At 72.6% G+C, this 16,075-nt stretch carries 12 protein-coding genes; 6 read left to right on the top strand and 6 right to left on the bottom strand.

Annotated features, from left to right (window positions below; genetic code table 11):
• Nucleotides 1-43: 43 nt before the first annotated feature.
• From ACIO5D_RS25170 to ACIO5D_RS25150, 5 genes are all read right to left on the bottom strand, one after another.
• Nucleotides 44-1,783 carry a glycoside hydrolase family 36 protein gene (locus ACIO5D_RS25170; RefSeq protein ID WP_400797952.1) on the bottom strand — a complete coding sequence of 580 codons (1,740 nt, stop codon included), beginning with the start codon at nucleotides 1,781-1,783 and terminating at the stop codon, nucleotides 44-46.
• 14 nt (nucleotides 1,784-1,797) lie between these two features.
• The gene (locus ACIO5D_RS25165) at nucleotides 1,798-2,631 is read right to left on the bottom strand and encodes a carbohydrate ABC transporter permease (protein ID WP_363608432.1); all 834 of its coding nucleotides are present in this window, start codon (nucleotides 2,629-2,631) and stop codon (nucleotides 1,798-1,800) included.
• Entirely contained in the window at nucleotides 2,628-3,554 is a 927-nt protein-coding gene (locus tag ACIO5D_RS25160; protein WP_363608431.1) for a sugar ABC transporter permease, read from the bottom strand. The genes ACIO5D_RS25165 and ACIO5D_RS25160 overlap by 4 nt, the downstream gene beginning before the upstream one ends.
• Complete coding sequence (locus ACIO5D_RS25155) at nucleotides 3,551-4,888, bottom strand: ABC transporter substrate-binding protein (RefSeq protein ID WP_400650790.1); 1,338 nt, start codon at nucleotides 4,886-4,888, stop codon at nucleotides 3,551-3,553. Before ACIO5D_RS25155 ends, ACIO5D_RS25160 begins: the two co-directional genes overlap by 4 nt.
• Nucleotides 4,889-4,989: 101 nt before the next feature.
• Nucleotides 4,990-6,099, bottom strand: coding sequence for an aminotransferase class V-fold PLP-dependent enzyme (locus tag ACIO5D_RS25150; protein WP_400797950.1), 1,110 nt, complete (start codon nucleotides 6,097-6,099; stop codon nucleotides 4,990-4,992).
• A gap of 653 nt (nucleotides 6,100-6,752) precedes the next feature.
• Here ACIO5D_RS25150 and ACIO5D_RS25145 point away from each other — a divergent pair.
• A complete protein-coding gene (locus tag ACIO5D_RS25145; RefSeq protein ID WP_400797948.1) occupies nucleotides 6,753-9,095 on the top strand; it encodes a collagenase in 2,343 nt (780 codons plus the stop codon).
• Between the two features lie 286 nt (nucleotides 9,096-9,381).
• Here the strand turns inward: ACIO5D_RS25145 and ACIO5D_RS25140 are convergent, their stop codons facing one another.
• A complete protein-coding gene (locus ACIO5D_RS25140; RefSeq protein ID WP_363608423.1) occupies nucleotides 9,382-10,119 on the bottom strand; it encodes a GntR family transcriptional regulator in 738 nt (245 codons plus the stop codon).
• Nucleotides 10,120-10,393: 274 nt separating this feature from the next.
• On the opposite strand from ACIO5D_RS25140, the gene ACIO5D_RS25135 reads away from it, so the two are divergent.
• The 5 genes from ACIO5D_RS25135 to lsrF are packed head-to-tail and all read left to right on the top strand — an operon-like array spanning nucleotide 10,394 to nucleotide 16,056.
• Nucleotides 10,394-11,512 carry an ABC transporter substrate-binding protein gene (locus tag ACIO5D_RS25135; RefSeq protein WP_400797946.1) on the top strand — a complete coding sequence of 373 codons (1,119 nt, stop codon included), beginning with the start codon at nucleotides 10,394-10,396 and terminating at the stop codon, nucleotides 11,510-11,512.
• 26 nt (nucleotides 11,513-11,538) lie between these two features.
• Nucleotides 11,539-13,158, top strand: coding sequence for a sugar ABC transporter ATP-binding protein (locus ACIO5D_RS25130; protein WP_363608419.1), 1,620 nt, complete (start codon nucleotides 11,539-11,541; stop codon nucleotides 13,156-13,158).
• Complete coding sequence (locus ACIO5D_RS25125; protein ID WP_400797944.1) at nucleotides 13,151-14,110, top strand: ABC transporter permease; 960 nt, start codon at nucleotides 13,151-13,153, stop codon at nucleotides 14,108-14,110. Before ACIO5D_RS25130 ends, ACIO5D_RS25125 begins: the two co-directional genes overlap by 8 nt.
• The gene (locus ACIO5D_RS25120) at nucleotides 14,107-15,117 is read left to right on the top strand and encodes an ABC transporter permease (RefSeq protein ID WP_363608415.1); all 1,011 of its coding nucleotides are present in this window, start codon (nucleotides 14,107-14,109) and stop codon (nucleotides 15,115-15,117) included. The genes ACIO5D_RS25125 and ACIO5D_RS25120 overlap by 4 nt, the downstream gene beginning before the upstream one ends.
• Before the next feature lie 51 nt (nucleotides 15,118-15,168).
• On the top strand, nucleotides 15,169-16,056 hold the full coding sequence (gene lsrF, locus ACIO5D_RS25115; protein ID WP_363608413.1) for a 3-hydroxy-5-phosphonooxypentane-2,4-dione thiolase: 888 nt from the start codon (nucleotides 15,169-15,171) through the stop codon (nucleotides 16,054-16,056).
• Nucleotides 16,057-16,075: the final 19 nt, after the last annotated feature.

Below are 16,075 nucleotides of genomic sequence, written 5' to 3'. Positions count from 1 at the left end.
TGGCTGGATCGGGCTCATCAGTGGTGACCGGTGGACGGCGGCCTCACCCTCGGCCCGGCTCCGCCCGGCGCAGGGTCAGCAGCCCCCCGCGCGGCACGGGGACGACCGCACCGCCGGCCAGGTCGATGGTGCCCTGCCGGACCTGCCGTCCGCGAGCGTCGTGGACGACGGCCTCCGCCAGTCCCCCGCCGCCGACCAGTCGGACCTCCGGGTCCGCGTCCGCGTTCGCGACCAGGAGGGTGCGCCACGGATCCGAGCCGATCCGGACGGGCCACGGGGCGTAGCGCGCGACCGCCACGGTGTCGCCGCCGACGGCGGTCACCAGGGGGTAGCCCAGGTCGGGCCGGGCCGGGCGCAGTTCGCCGAGTTGCAGCGTCCCCAGGTGCTCGCGGAAGACGCCGAGCCAGAAGGCGATCGTCTCCCGCTGCTCCGGGGTCTGGACCGCCAGGTCCACCGAGATCTGCGGCACGGAGAACAGCACGTTGATGAGGTGGCAGGCGATCTGCTCGGGGGGTTCGGCCGGGTGCCACATGAGCATGTCGGCGTGGACCGCGATCGGGCCGGCCACCAGCCGGGTGTCGATGGTGCGCTGCCGGTTCTCGGCCGGGCTGAGCGGGCAGTCGGTGGCCCGGATCATCGTGACGTAGGGCCAGAGGCCGGGGCTGACGTACGGCTGCCGGAACTCGATCATGGCCTGCGGCCGGACGGCGGTGATCCGCCGGCGGATCTCGGCGAGGAGCAGTTCGAGGCCTTCGGCGACCGTCCCGCAGTCCGCCTCCGGGCCGGCGGCTGGTGGGTTCTCGACGCCGAACCAGTCCACGAAGTCGATCTTCAGCCCGTCCATCCCCCACTCCTCCACGGCCCGGGCGAGCCGCTCGGTGAGGTGCTCGCGCACCACCGGGTAACGCGGGTCGGCGACGATCGCGCCCATGTGGGCGGCGTCGGCGAGCGCGTACCGGCCGAGCCGCTCCCAGGCGGCACTGTCCCTGCCGATGAACGGCAGGGCGTACCAGAGCAGGTACCGCACCCCGAGGTCGTGGACGCGCCGGACGTGGGCGGCGGTGTCGGGCAGCGAGACCGGTTCCCAGTCGCCGCAGTGGCCGTAGCCCCGGGTGCGGTCGGCGGTCATCCAGCCGTCGTCGACGATGATGCTGTCCAGCCCGAGCTCCTTGCCGAGCGCGGCCTGGGTCTCCACCGCCTCGGGGCTGATGTCCTGGTGCAGCGAGTACCAGGTCGAGTAGGCGGGCAGCCGGGCGGCCTCGGGGACGGACGCCTCGCGGTCGGCCCACCACCAGCCGGCGATGGCGGCCAGGCAGCGGGCGAAGTGCCGGCGGGAGGTGTCGATCCGGACGGTCAGCCGCCCGGTCGCCTGCACCCAGAAGCGGAACTCGCCGGTCTCCTCCAGGACTCCGGCCCCGGCCAGGACGTCGGGGCGGTCGGCGGCGAAGGCGCAGATCGCGATGTCGCCGGTGCCGACCAGGGCGGCGACCGGGGCGCCGCGCGCCAGGGTCACCCGGCGGGGGGCGCTCCAGGCGGCCGGCAGCCAGCCGGTGCCCTTGGGGTCGGGGGTCCAGAAGGCGGTCGCGTCGACGCACGGGAGGCGCCACTCGATCCGTACCTCGCCCTCGCCGTCCGCGGTGACCTCCACGACCCCCTCGTCCGTCGTGCGCGCCGTCGCGGTGCCGGTGACCAGGAGGTCCAGGCCCTCGACGGTCAGCGGCCGGGGACGGCCGGACGCGGTGGGGGCGTGCGGCTCCCAGATCTCTTCCACGGTCTCCTCCACGGTTTCCTCCATGGTCAGCCTTTCGTGGCGCCGGCCAGCAGGCCGGAGATGAACTGCCGCTGGAGGACCAGGAAGAGGACCATCATCGGCAGGGTGGACAGCGCGGTCCCGGCGAGGATCGCGCCGTAGTCGGTGTTGCTCTCGTTGCCGTGGAGCGTGGCGAGGGCCACCGGCAGGGTGTGCATCTCGGGGCTGCGCAGCGCGATCAGCGGCCAGACGAACTGGTTCCACGAGCCCAGGAAGAGGAAGATCGACAGGGCGGCCAGCACCGGGCGCATGACCGGGACGACCACGCTCCACAGCACCCGGAACTCCCCCGCGCCGTCGACCCGCGCGGCGTCCAGGAGTTCGTCCGGCATCCCGCTCAGCGCCTGCCGCATCAGGAAGATCGCGAACGGCACACAGAGGCCCGGCAGGACCATGGCCTGGTAGCTGTCGAGCAGGCCGAAGGACATCATCATCTTGAACAGCGGCACCAGCATCACCTGCTCCGGCACGACCAGGGTCGACAGCAGCAGGGCGAACAGCACGGTACGGCCCCGGAACCGGAACTTGGCGAAGGCGTAGCCGGCCAGCAGCGCGACGACCAGTGCCCCCGCCGTCTGCAGCCCGGCCACGAGCAGCGAGTTGCCGACCACGCGGAGCAGGCCGATCTTGGCCTGGAGGTGGTCGAGGTTGTCGCCGAGGCTGCCGCCGGGCAGCAGTCTGGGCGGCCAGTCGAAGATGTCGCCGTCCTTCTGGGTGGCGGACACCACCAGCCAGTAAAACGGGCCGACCGAGAGCCCGGCGACACCGGCCAGGACGAGGGTCAGGGGCCAACCGCGCGGCCGCGCGGACCTGGTGCTCATTCGCGCTCTCCCATCAGGCGCGTCTGGACTGCTCCGAGCACCGATACGAGCAGCGTGAGCGCGTAGGCGATGGCGGAGGCGTAGCCGAAGTCGAAGTAGCGGAAACCGTTGACGTACAGGTACATCGAGACGGTCAGGGTGGCGTTGTCCGGTCCGCCGTGGGTCAGCACGTAGGGCTCGTCGAAGAGTTGCAGCGTGCCGATGGTCGAGAGCACCACCGTGAAGAGCAGGACGGGGCGCAGGGCCGGCACGGTGATCGACCGGAAGCGGCGCAGCGGTCCGGCGCCGTCCATCATCGCGGCCTCGTAGAGCTCCTTGGGGATGCCCTGCAGGCCGGCCAGGTAGATGACGGCGTTGTAGCCGGTGTAGTGCCAGGTCAGGACGAGGACGACGGACATCCGCGACCAGAACGGGCTGCCGAGCCAGTCCACCGTGGGCAGGCCGACGGCGTCGAGGAGCCAGTTCACCGCGCCGTGGTCGGTGTTCAGCAGGAAGGCGAACATCACACCGGTGGCGACCAGCCCGGTGACGGCCGGCATGAAGACGCCGAGCCGCCAGACGGCGCGCCAGCGGACGACGGCCGAGTTGATGCCGACGGCCAGGCCGAGGGCCAGCAGGAGCATCAGCGGGACCTGCACGACGAGGATCTCGCCGGTGTTGCGCAAGGCCGTCCAGAACAGCGGATCGTTCAGCAGCCGGCGGTAGTTGGCGAGGCCGGCGTTGTGGGTGGCGGCGCCGGAGCCGGTGGTCAGCGAGAGCAGCAGGGAGGAGATGATCGGGTAGGCCTTGAACACCGTGAAGGTGATCAGGGCCGGGGCGAGCAGCAGGTAGGGCAGGGCCCGGCGGCGGAGCACGGCCGCCCGGCGGCGGGGCGCCGCCGCCACGGCCGGGGCCGGGGCGGCGGGTCGGGCGGTGGCGGTCATGCGATCGTGCGCCCGGTCTGCTGGGCGAGTTGCTTGGCGGCGTCCTTGAGGACGGCCGCCGGGTCGGCGCCCTTGAGGAAGACCTTCACCTGCGCGTCGCCGGCGAGCTTGAGCGCGCGGGCGTAGTCGCCGGAGTAGTTGGTGGCGTCCGCGCCCTCGGCGAGCAGGTCGGCGAAGGTCTTCAGGACGGGCTGGCCGCCGTAGAAGGCGCTGGGCGCGGCGTACATCGGGTCCGTGTGGGCCGCCGTCAGGGCGGGGAAGACGCCGCCGGCGGTGAACATGGCGTTCACCGAGGCGGGCCTGGTCAGGGCGTACTCGACGAACTTCCAGGCGGCGACGCGGCGGGGGCTGGTGGCCGAGACGGCGAGGTGGGTGGAGTTCACGATGGCGGCGCGCTTGCCGCCGGCGGTGACGGCCGCGGGCCGGGCGAGGCGCCAGTTGCCGCTCTGGTCCGGGAACTTGGTCTCCAGGTAGTGCGCGGCCCAGGCTGCCAGCGGGGCGGCGGCGACCTTTCCCGCCTTCACCAGGTTGGACCAGCCGTGGTCGCCGGAGGAGTCCGCGACCAGCCCGGCCTGGTCGAGGCTCCTGATGACGGTCAGGGCCCGGACCGCCTCGGGGGAGCCCATGGTGATGGCACCCTTGAGGTCGAAGTAGAACGCGCCCTGGAGCTGCATCAGCGCCTGCAGGAAGTTGGGGTCGGCGTCGGGGGTGCCCGGCTTGTTGAGGCCGATCAGGGCGACACCCGGGTTGGCCGCCTTGAAGGGGCCGGCGGCGGCGATCACGTCGTCCCAGGTCCGGAAGGACTCCGGGTCGAGGCCGGCCTTGTCGAACAGGTCCTTGCGGTAGAAGAAGCCGAACGGGTTGACCTCCCACGGCAGTGCGTAGGCGTGCCCGTCCTTGCCGCTGACCACCGGCCAGAGCCCCTGGGCGAACGCTTCCTTGTGCGCGTCGGCGCCGAGGGCCGAGAGGTCGGCCAGGCCGCCGGGGAACTTCTCCAGGTAGCCCGGCAGGTAGTCGCAGCCGATGTGGAGCACGTCGCCGAGGCCCTGGCCGCCGGCCGCCAGACCGACGGTGATCTTGTCCCAGATCGCCGGCTCGCCGATGTCCTGGACGTCGACCTTGATGCCCGGGTTGTCCTTCTCGAAGGCCGGGACGACGGCGCGCAACGCCTCGGCCGCCGAGGTCCAGGACCAGACGGTGACGGTGCCGGTGGCCGCGTCCCCGCCCGGGGCCGAGCCGGAGCCGGAGCAGGCGGAGAGCGCGGGGAGTGCCGTCAGGCCGAGCAGGCCGGCTCCGGAGGCGCGCAGCAGGGCGCGACGGGAAAGGTGTGACATTGCATTCCTCTCGAAAATGTGGTGGCGTCACCTGTGGGCACCCGGACGGGATTTGGCCGACCGGGTGGCGGACGCTCCCGGCGGGCCGGGGTCCGGAGTGGTCAGGAGGCCCGTAGGGCGTGCAGCGCCCCGGCCAGCCGGGCGGCCGCCTCCGGCCCGCTGGAGGCGTGCGGCGACAGCCGGATCCAGCCGCCGCGCAGTGTGGTGGCGAGCCCGGCGCCGGTCAGTGCGTGATGGACCGCGGCCGGGTCGGCTCCGGGCAGCCGGAACCGGGCGATCCCGCTGCCCGTACCGCCGGCCGTTTCGGCACCAGCCGACCGGGCGGCGTCGAGCAGGCCGTCGAGCGCCTCGCCGATCAGGGCGTTGATCGGCTCGACGCCGGTCTCCCGGACCAGCGCGAGTGCCGCGCCGAGCGCGGCGACGGCCGGGCCGTCCGGGTTGGTGAGCGTGTGCGCGACGGCGCCGGGCCGGGCCGGGCGCGGGTGGTCGTCGCGGTCGATCGGGTCGACCACGCCCGACCAGCCGCCGAGCCCGGGCCGGAGCAGGCCGGCCACCCGGTCGCGCACCAGGAGGAGCGCCGCCCCCCACCCCGCGCGCAGCCACTTCTGGCCGCCGGAGGCGAGGATGTCCGCGGCGTCGGCGGCGATCCCGACCGCGCCGAGGGCCTGGACGGCGTCGACGACCAGGACGCGCCGCGGGCCGATCAGCTCCTTGAGGGCGGCCAGCGGCGCCCGGTGGCCGGTCGCGGCGTCCACCGCGCAGACCGAGACCGCCCGCACCCGGTCGTCCAGGTGGGCCCGGACGGCGTCCGCCGTGACCGGCCCGTCGATCAGACGGACCGTCAGGCCTCCGCTCTCCTCGGCGCGCAGCCAGGGGTAGACCGCGCCGGGGAAGTCCGACCGGCCGACCAGCACCGTACCGGGGCCCCGCAGCGCGTGGGCCGCCGCGAACATGCCGTGCGAGGTCGAGCTGACGAAGGCGATCTCGTGCGCCGCGCAGCCGAGCAGGTCCGCGGCGGCCCGGGCCGTCTCCTCCCCCGCCGCGTCGAGACCGGCCAGCGCCTCCCAGCCCTGGCCGTGGATCGCGGTGGCGGCCCGGCCGAGGACGTCGCGCACCCGGGCCGACACCGGCCCGAAGCGCGCGAAGTCGAGGTAGCCGACGGGCTCGTCGAACTGCCGGAGGTACTCCGCCGCCCCAGCGATCGCGCCCATGTCGCGCTCCTTCGATTTGAACGTTCAAAAACACATAACAGACCAGATACAAACAGAATTAAACGAGCGGGTCACAGCAAACGCCGCACCCCGGACCGCGTCAAGGCCTCCGCGCGACGCCGCGCCACTTCGAAACCCTTCCGTGACCTTCCACGGCATCCCTCCCGCCGGGGGTCGACACGGCCGGGATCCGCTCGGACACGGATGAATAACGGGGCTGCACCCTCTTGTCGAGTGCCATGTCACATTACTATGTTATGCAGGGCGGCCACCCGGCCGCCGCCCTCACCCAGTGACCCGACCGGGTCGCCAGGAATCTCCTCGCTGCCCTCAACAGCGGTGATTCTCCTGGCACTTGACTCTCGGCCCGGCCGGTCCTGACCGCATCTCACCCACCTCGGCCGCGCCAGGGCGTGAGGTCCACGACACGGACCCCACGCCCTCCCCCGCAGCCCCACCGAACCCCCGTACGGGGCCGCCGATCCGATCCGCTTCCGCGGCGGCCCCGTACGGGTCCAGCTCCACGTCGACATCGCCGTATCCCGATACCGGCACCACCCCAAGTCCCGGTATCAGGGGCGCCCGCCGCCTCCCTCCTCCCCCGGCGAGCACCCCCGCACCACCCCCACACGTACCCCCATCGAGGAGATCCGGTGCCCTCAACCGCATCCGTGCGCAACACCCTGCTCTCAGCCGCCCTGGCCACCGCCCTCGCCGTGCCGCTGCTGCACAGCGCCCAGGCCGTCGCCGGCCCCCTTGGGGCAGCCACCACCCAGGCGGCCTCCGCCACCGCGCAGCCGACCGCCGGCGACCAGGTGGCGCACCAGGGCGCTCCGGGCGCCGCCGTCCGGTCCGGCCCGCAGGGCTTCCCCGGCACCGCTGCGCTCCAGCCGACCACCGGCGGCCCCCAGCCCGGCGAACCGGCCACCGCTCCGCCGGCCGCCGCCCGCGGCGTCGCCGCGCGGCAGGCCGCCTGCACCCCCGAGGAGTTCACGGCGCTCGGCCCGAGCGCGCTGGCCGACTTCCTCGCCGACCGCGGCCACACCTACGAGGCCTGCTTGCGGCCGCTGCTGCTCACCTGGAACCCCCAGCTCGCCAAGGTGATGACCCCCGCCCACGTGCAGGCCGTCGCCAACCGGATCAGCACCCTGGCGCCCTCCTTCGACAGCGCCAACAACCTGAACCAGCAGGAACTCTGGTACTACCTGCACAGCGTCGCCTACTTCGACTTCAGCCACTCCGAGATCGACGGCGGCGACGCCGTCACCGTGGCCGCCGTCGACCGCGCCATCGCCGCCTACACCGCCAACCCGCGGGTGTTCGAGCCGACCACCACCAACGGCTACACCCTGGGCGAGCTGTTCCAGGCCGGCTCCACCCCACAGTTGCGGCAGGCCCGGATCCCGCTGATCAAGCAGGTCCTGCGGATGTTCGCCCCCGGCGGCAGGGCGATCGGCGACAGCGGCTGGAACTGGGCCGCCCTCGGCGCCCTCCAGATCAACTTCCAGGGCATCTCCAATGTCGCGGACGACCCGCAGGGCCTCTTCCGCGCCGCCGTCGCCGCCGACGCCGACTACCGCGAGACCTTCCGGGTCTTCGCCGGCTACGCCCACCTCAAGGGCACCGCCAGCGAGTGGGCCGCCGCCGACGCCATGCTGGAGTACGGTCGCTTCGCCCAGATCGGTGCCCTCAAGCCCGAGCTGACCAGCCGGATCGGCCCCGAACTGGAGCTCGCCGCCGCGACCTTCGGCCGGATGAGCAGGCCCTGGGCCAACCTCGTCGGCCCGGTCAACGACCTCGGTCTCTGCGCCCAGTACGGCGTCTGCCGCGCCGACATCGAGAAGCAGCTCTTCCCCAACACCTACACGTACGACAACGGCACCCTGGTCGTGCGCACCGCCCTCGACCGGGCCACCGCCGACCAGCTCTACTACGCCACCAAGCAGGTCAAGGCGCAGTTCTTCCGCGTCATCGGCACCGACCAGCCGCTCGCGGACGACACCCACCCGGCGCTCACCGTCCAGCTCTACGACACCAAGACCAACTACCAGTCCTTCCAGAGCCTGCTGTTCGGCATCGGCGACGTCAACAACGGCGGCATGTTCATGGAGGACCAGTCCACCTTCTACACCTACCAGCGCACCACCGCCGAGTCGTACTTCAGCCTCGAAGAGCTGTTCCGGCACGAGTACACGCACTACCTCAACGCCCGCTGGGCGATCCCCGAGTCCGGCTACACCACCCGCTGGCCCGGCGACGCCACCTTCGCGATGAACGAGGGCACCGCCGAGTACTTCGCCGGCGCCACCCGCGACGACGGCGTCAAGGCCCGCAAGTACATGGTCCGCCAGGTCGGCTGGGACGACCAGGCCGGCACCCCCCGCCTGACCGTCGACCAGATCCTGCACGCCACCTGGGCGGGTGAGGGCTTCCGCGCCTACCCCTACGCCGCGACCTTCTTCAACCTCCTCGGCGAGCGGCACCCCGACCAGCTCGCCGAGATGTACCGCCTGCTGCGTGCCGACGACCGCACCGGCTACGACGCCTGGCGGGACCGCCTCGGCCGGGACGCCGCCCTCCAGCGCGACTACACCGCCTACCTCGACGCCGAGGTGCCGCTCGCCGACGAGCTGTTCGTCCCCGACACCACCTACACCCCCAACGGCCGGCTCGCCTCCGCCCTGGCCCCCGAGGTGCAGGCGGCGTTCGCCAAGGCGACCGAGAACGCCCCCGTCTGCAAGGACAACGGCGACTGGGACAACAAGATGCGCTTCACCTGCACCGGGCGCATCACCGCCAACCTCGGCAACCCTGCCGACAGCGGCCGGGTCCGCAAGGACATGGCCGACACCGTCGACCACTTCCTCCTCGGCCGCGGCGGCGCCGCGAGCAACAACATGGCCGACATGAACTGCTGGTTCGGCAAGGTCGACGTCTGGCCCGCCGGCCAGGCCGGCAGCGCCGACTACACCTGCGAGGGCCCGCTGCGCCGCTAGCCGCCGGGGCCTGTCGTCGAACCCACGCCGTCCGCCCTCCGGGCGGGCGGCGTGGCGGCGTTGCCCCAACACCGCCACGCAGGCGGGAGTTTGACGACCGTCCCCAGGCACCGTACCCGGTTGCGGTCAAAGGGCGGGCCGGGCGGGATCGCCCGGCCGCACGCCGACGAGACCCCCGACGGGATACCCGCTTCCCCCGCGGGCAGGTGCGAACCGCCCGGCCCGGCCCTGGACATCGACGCATCCCTCGTCATATCCCCTGGGGCCGCCGAATAGTGACTTCCCGTCAGCGGATGCCGACGTAGAAGCGGGTCTGGTCGCTGCGGTGGAGGGCGTAGTAGGCCTCGAAGCGGGTCCGGTCGGGCAGCCAGGACACGGATTCGATGCCGAGCAGCGGCGTGGAGGTGGAGACCTCCAGGACGGCCGCGTCCTGCTCGTTGGGGAAGACGGCCTCGATCCAGCGGTCGGCCCCATCGGGTTCGATGCCGTAGCGACGACGCAGCACGTCGTAGAGCGACTGGTTCTCCAGGACGGCCTTCTCCAGGCCGGGGACCAGGCGGGCGGGCAGGGTGGTGTCGACCAGGAGCCAGGGCTGGCCGTCCACCCGCCGGAGCCGGCGCGTCCTCACCACCTGTTCGCCGATGGGGATGCGCAGCAGTGCGGCCTCGCGTTCGTCGGCCTCGGCCAGTTCCTGGTGGATGGTCTGGGTGGTGACGCGGCGTCCGGACTCGCGCAGGTCGTCGGCGGAGCCGGAGACGGAGCCGACGAACCGCAGCTCGGTCTTGCGCGGGGCGACGAATGCGCCGCGCCCTTTGACCTTGTAGATCAGCCGCTGCTGGACGAGTTCGCCCAGCGCCTCGCGGACCACGGTGCGGGAGACGCCGTAGAGGTCCGTCAGCTCCGCCTCGGAGGGCAGGGGTTGGTCGGGTGCCAGGCGGCCGGCCTCGATCTGGGCGCGTAGCGCCGTCATCAGCTGCATCCAGAGCGGCTCGCTGGAATCGCGGTTCAACCGCTGATGCGCCATGGTCTGACCATCCCCCTCGGTGGCGGTACGACTGTGTCCTCAAATCATGCCACGGCATCGATGCTGTCATGACAGGTAGGGAACAAGAGATCCCCCAGCGGGGAGATTTTCCGCCACTGCGGCCACAAGTGTGACCTACAACACATTAGCTCCCACCCTCTGGCCAACCTGTCATTACAGGCCTGTAATGACTACTCACTGCGTCGGAACCGGGCACTGACCCCCACCGCCGCCCCACCCCCACCCTCAGCGGTCCTGCTTCCCAGGAGGCACCATGCGCATCCCCTCGACCTCCCCGCGCCGTCGTGCCGCAGCCGCGGCCTCGCTCGCCACCGCCGTCGCGCTCCTGGCCACGGCCTGCGGCTCCGGCTCCGGCTCGGCCGGCGGCGACGCCGGAACATCCGCCAAGAGACCGGGCAAGCCGTTCATCGCCCTGAGCAACGGCTTCATCGGCAACGGCTGGCGGCAGACCATGGTCGCCTCGTTCGAGACCGCCGCCAAGCAGGCCCAGGCGGACGGGCTGATCGGCAAGTACCAGACCGTCAACGCGCCCGGCGACAACTCGGCGACGGAACAGATCGCCCAGATCAAGAGCCTGCTGCTGCAGAAGCCCGACGCGCTGCTGATCGACCCGGCCTCGCCCACCGCGCTGAAGCCCGTCATCCAGCAGGCCTGCACCGCCGGCGTCAAGGTGGTCGTCTTCGACTCCGCGATCGACGCCCCGTGCGCCCATGTGATCCAGAACAGCTTCACCGACTGGGCCACCGACGCGGCCAAGCCCCTCCTCGACGGCATCGGCGGCAAGGGCAACGTCATCGTCAGCCGCGGTGTGGTGGGCTCCCAGCCCGAGGCCGAGATGCACAAGGCCACCGAGGAGATCCTCGCCAAGTACCCGGACGTCAAGACCGCCGCGACCGTGAACGGCATGTGCGACGGCGCGACCGCGCAGAAGGCCGTGCTCGGCGTGCTCTCCAGCGTGCCCACGGTGGACGGCGTCATCGGCTGCGGCGACGGCTACGGCGTGGCCCAGGCCTTCACCACGGCCGGCAAGCCCGTCCCGGCGGTCACCTTCGAGACCAACGGCCGCGCGCTCAACTACTGGAAGGACACCAAGCTCGACAACGGCTCGGTCGCCGTCATGTCCGACCCGGGCCAGTCGGTGGCCGCCCTGTGGGCGGCACTGGACCTGCTGGACGGCAAGGACGTCCCGCAGCACATGACCCTGCCGATCGTCCTGGTGGAGCAGAAGGACCGCGACGCCTGGGCCGCCGTGCTCAAGCCCGACCAGTACGCGGCCTGGCCGTGGACCCGCGAGCTGTTCCAGAAGCAGGTGGAGGCCTCGAAGAGCGGCGGCGCCCCGGTGCAGCCCCCGGTCCCGACGACCGCCGGCTGACCGGACGACCACACCAGGAGCGAGGCATGCACGTCGACAAGCTGCCGGCGGGACCATCCGCCGTCCCGCCGGGGAAGAACCAGGACCCCCGCGCCGTGACCGTGGTCGCCGCACGCGGCGTCACCAAGAGCTACGGTCCCACCCGCGCGCTCAACGGGGTGGACCTCGCGGTCCACGCCGGCGAGGTGCTCGGCCTGGTCGGCCACAACGGCGCCGGCAAGAGCACCCTCATGCGGGTTCTCGCCGGTCTGGAGGGCTGCGACCAGGGCACGGTCACCGTCCTGGACCGACAGGTCCCCGGCGGAACCCGGCCCCGCGAACAGGACTTCCGCACCGTCCGGATGGCGTACCAGGAGACCTCGCTCTGCCCCGACCTCACCGTGGCGGAGAACATCTGGCTCTCCTCGCGCCACTGCCTGCCCCGGACCCGCCCGCGGCGGGCCGCCGCCGAGGCGGTGCGGCAGCGGCTGGACGAGATGTTCCCCGGCCACGGCGTGTCACCCCGCGACCGGGTCGAGGACCTCACGCTCGCCCAGCGGCAGATGGTCGAGATCACGCGGGCCGGCCTGGCCCATCCGCTGAACCTGCTGATCCTCGACGAGCCGACCGAGTCGCTCGGCCCGGACGCCGCGCAGTCGCTGTACGCGTACGTCCGCACCCTCACCGCCCGCGGCACCGCCGTCCTGCTCATCTCGCACCGCATCCGCGAGGTGCTGTCGGTGGCCGACCGGGTCGCGGTGCTGCGCGACGGCGCCGTCGCCGAGGACCGCCCGGCGGCCGGACTCCGCGAGGACGACGTGCTGGCCCTCATGGGCGCCGACGTGGCACCCCGCGGCGCGGCCCGGGGGACGGGCCCGGCCACCGGGGCGGCGCCCGCGGCCGACGGCCCCGTGGTGGCCCAACTGCGCGACGCCACCGGACCCGGCCTGCACGGCGTCAGCCTGCGCGTCGCCAAGGGCGAAGTGGTGGGCCTGGCCGGGCTGGCCGGGCAGGGCCAGCAGCAGGTACTCGAACGCCTCTGGCACCCGGTACGCCGCGACACCAAGGTGCACGGCACCCGGGCGTTCGTCCCGGGTGACCGGCAGCGCTCCGGCGTCCTGCCGCTGTGGACCGTCGCGGACAACCTCATCGTCTCGGGCATGCGCTCCCTCGCCCGGTACGGGCTCCGCCGGACCGCCGAGGAACGCGCCGTCGTCCAGGACTGGGTCGGGAAGCTGTCGATCCGGGGCGGCGCCGACGCCGCGATGACCGCGCTGAGCGGCGGCAACCAGCAGAAGGTGATCGTCGCCCGCGCCTTCGCCTCCTCGGCCGACCTGGTGCTGCTGGACGACCCCTTCCGGGGCGTCGACGTGCACACCAAGACCGACCTGTACAGCCTGATCCGAACCGAGGCGGCCCAGGGGCGCAGCGTCGTCTGGTACTCCAGCGAGAACGCCGAGATGGCGCACTGCGACCGGGTCTACGTCTTCCGGGCCGGCCGGGTCGTCGCCGAACTGGCCGGGGCCGAGATATCCGAAGAACGGATCATCGCCGTCTCCTTCGACGAGTCCGCCCCCCACCCGGCGCCCGAGCCGCCGCCCGCCCCCCACCCGACGGCCGCCCCTCAGGCGGCCGGGAGCCCAGCCGGAGCACACCGCCATGACTGATGTCCTCACGTCGGCCCTGCCGACCAGAGCCGGGCTGCACAGAGCCGCACCGGCCGCGGTCAGCGCCATCGCCCTGGCCGCCATGATCGGGGTCTGCGCCTCCCTCCAGTCCGGGGTGCTGACCGTCCCGGGGCTCACGCTGGTGCTCTCCGCGACCGTGCCCCTGGTCTTCGCGGCCCAGGCCCAGATGATGCTGATGTCGGTCGGCGACATCGACCTCGGGATCGGCTCCTTCGTCGGCCTGGTCACCGTCGTCGCCGCCACCCGGCTGGTCACCTCTCCCCTGGTCGGATCGCTGATGCTGCTGGCGCTGGTGGCCGGGTACGCCGTGCTGGGCGCGCTCATCCACCTGCGCCGGGTGCCCTCGCTGATCGCCACGCTCGGCGCCTCGTTCATCTGGCTGGGCCTGGGGCTGTTCCTGCTGCCCACCCCGGGCGGGACCACCCCCGAGTGGCTGGCGCGGTTCGGCGCCTGGCAGCCGAGCGGGTTCCCCGCACCGCTGCTGCCGATCATCGCGGTCGCCGCGCTGACGTACCTGCTGACCGGGCGCAGCTCGGTGGGCGTGCGCATCCGCGCCCTGGGCAGCAACACCACCGCGCTGGAGCGCGCCGGGCTGAGCCCGCTGACCTCCCGGGTGGCCGTCTACGCCGTGGCGGGCGTCCTCGGGGTGCTGTCCGGGCTGCTGCTGGCCTCGCAGACCGGCGGCGGCGATGTCTCGTCGGCCTCCAGCTACACCCTGGTCACCGTGGCCGCGGTGATCCTCGGCGGCGGAAGCTTCCGCGGTGGGAGCGCCGTGCCGTGGGGCGTGGCCATCGGTGGCGTCACCCTCGGCCTGGTCAGCGTCACGCTCAGCCTGCTCAACGTGCCGTCCAACATGCAGTCGGCCGTCCAGGGCGGCATCGTGCTGGCCGTCCTCGCCGGCCGGGCCGTGATCGGGAGGGTGCTGCGATGAACCTCCGTGCGCTCTTCACCCGCCCCTGGATCTGGGGATTCCTCGCGGCCCTGCTGGTCTGGCTGGTCATCCTGGCGGTCTCCGGCCAGGGCGGCGGCCAGACGGTCTCCCTCGCGCTGTCGCTGGCGCCGTACCTCGTCCTCGTCGGCGTCGGTCAGATGCTCGTGGTCACCGCCGGGCCGGGCAACATCGACGTGTCGGTGGGGCCGGTCATCTCGCTGGCCGGGTTCGTCTCCGTCGCGGCCGCCTCCACCACCGGCTCGGTGACGCTCGGCATCCTCGCCGGGATCGCGGCGGGCCTCGCGGTGGCCACCGTCAGTGCGACGGCGATCCTCGGCCTCTCGATGCCGCCGATCATCGCCACCCTGGCCACCGGCCTGATGGCCTCGTCCTGCACGCTGGTCATGGCCGAAGGCTTCACCGCGGTACCCGACTCAGGGCTGCGCCGGCTGCTCAACCTGCGCCCGGCGGGCGTGCCGCTGACGGCCGTCGCCGTCGCGGTGCTGACCGTGCTGATCGTGCTGCTGCTGCGCGGAACCACGTACGGCCGGTCGCTGACCGCGATCGGCCAGAGCGCCCGCGCCGCCGAGCGGGCCGGTATCCCCGTCACCCGGGTGCTCGCCGCGACCTACCTGGCCAGCGGCGCGCTGGCCGGGCTCGCCGGAGCCCTGCTGGCCACCTACATCGCGCCCGCCCCCGACCTGGGGACCCGCTACCTGCTGGACTCGATCGCGGTCGTGGTCATCGGCGGGACGCTCATCTCCGGCGGCCGGGCGGTGCCGGTCGGCATCTGGGGCGGCGCACTGTTCTTCATCCTGCTGGACGGCCTGGTCAACCTGGTCGGCTGGAGCACCGCCGCGCAGAACCTGCTCAAGGGCTCCCTCGTCCTCTTCGTCCTCTTCCTGGCGGGCGGGGGAGGCCGCACCGGCCGCACCCCCCTTCGCCGCACCGGGCACCGACCACCCGTCCCGGGCGCGTCCGCCACCCCGACCAACCCCGACAACTGACCTCCGACAACTGACCCCCGACAACCCAGACACGTACAGGAGTACACACCCATGGCTGACACCGACGCCTTGATCGAGGCCCGCGACTTCGGCGGGGCCCAGGCCGCCGCGGGCACCTTCCACGTCAAGGGCGCCCACGCCCAGGACTGGGGCCTGCAGAACCGGCTCTCCCGGATCTTCCGCCGGGACACCGGCCGCACGGTGATGCTCGCGTTCGACCACGGCTACTTCCTCGGCCCGATGGCCGGCCTGGAACGCCTGGACACCAACATCGCCCCGCTCGTCCCCGACGCGGACGCGATCATGATGACCCGGGGTGCGCTGCGCACCAGCATCCCCTCGCACAGTGAGGCAGGGATCGTGCTGCGCGCCAGCGGCGGCCCGAGCGTGCTGCGTGACCTCTCGGACGAGCACATCGCCCTGGACATGGAGGACGCGGTCCGGCTGAACGCCGCCGCCGTGGCCACCCAGGTCTTCATCGGCGCCGAGCACGAGTCGCGCTCGGTGCGCAACCTGGCCGCCCTGGTGGACGCCGGTCAGCGGCACGGCATCGCCGTCCTCGGCGTCACCGCGGTCGGCAAGGACATGGTCCGCGACGCCCGCTACTTCCGGCTGGCCACCCGGATCAGCGCCGAGATGGGCGCGCACGTCGTCAAGACCTACTACGTGGAGCAGGGCTTCGAGACGGTCACCGCGGCCTGCCCGGTGCCGATCATCGTGGCGGGCGGCAAGAAGCTGCCCGAGCTGGACGCCCTGACCATGGCCTACCGCTCCGTCCAGGAGGGCGCGGCCGGTGTGGACATGGGCCGCAACATCTTCCAGAGCGAGCACCCGGCCGCCATGCTCGCGGCCGTCCGGGCCGTCGTGCACGACGAGGTCAAGCCCGAAGAGGCGTACGAGCTGTTCCGGGAACAGTCCGCCGGCTCCGCCTCCGCCTGACCCTGCACGGGTGCCGGTC

The sequence above is a fragment of the Kitasatospora sp. NPDC087315 genome (genome assembly GCF_044744345.1).
Taxonomy (GTDB): domain Bacteria; phylum Actinomycetota; class Actinomycetes; order Streptomycetales; family Streptomycetaceae; genus Kitasatospora.
Note: the sequence above shows the minus strand (reverse complement) of the source record. Positions and strands in the feature narration are given on the sequence as shown.

What these genes read in the sequence shown, in the direction of transcription:
- ACIO5D_RS25165 (WP_363608432.1), bottom strand. Translation starts at nt 2,631, where the DNA reads ATGAGCACCAGGTCCGCGCGGCCGCGCGGTTGGCCCCTGACCCTCGTC.
- ACIO5D_RS25160 (WP_363608431.1), bottom strand. Translation starts at nt 3,554, where the DNA reads ATGACCGCCACCGCCCGACCCGCCGCCCCGGCCCCGGCCGTGGCGGCG.
- ACIO5D_RS25155 (WP_400650790.1), bottom strand. Translation starts at nt 4,888, where the DNA reads ATGTCACACCTTTCCCGTCGCGCCCTGCTGCGCGCCTCCGGAGCCGGC.
- ACIO5D_RS25150 (WP_400797950.1), bottom strand. Translation starts at nt 6,099, where the DNA reads ATGGGCGCGATCGCTGGGGCGGCGGAGTACCTCCGGCAGTTCGACGAG.
- ACIO5D_RS25140 (WP_363608423.1), bottom strand. Translation starts at nt 10,119, where the DNA reads ATGGCGCATCAGCGGTTGAACCGCGATTCCAGCGAGCCGCTCTGGATG.
- ACIO5D_RS25135 (WP_400797946.1), top strand. Translation starts at nt 10,394, where the DNA reads ATGCGCATCCCCTCGACCTCCCCGCGCCGTCGTGCCGCAGCCGCGGCC.
- ACIO5D_RS25130 (WP_363608419.1), top strand. Translation starts at nt 11,539, where the DNA reads ATGCACGTCGACAAGCTGCCGGCGGGACCATCCGCCGTCCCGCCGGGG.
- ACIO5D_RS25125 (WP_400797944.1), top strand. Translation starts at nt 13,151, where the DNA reads ATGACTGATGTCCTCACGTCGGCCCTGCCGACCAGAGCCGGGCTGCAC.
- ACIO5D_RS25120 (WP_363608415.1), top strand. Translation starts at nt 14,107, where the DNA reads ATGAACCTCCGTGCGCTCTTCACCCGCCCCTGGATCTGGGGATTCCTC.
- lsrF (WP_363608413.1), top strand. Translation starts at nt 15,169, where the DNA reads ATGGCTGACACCGACGCCTTGATCGAGGCCCGCGACTTCGGCGGGGCC.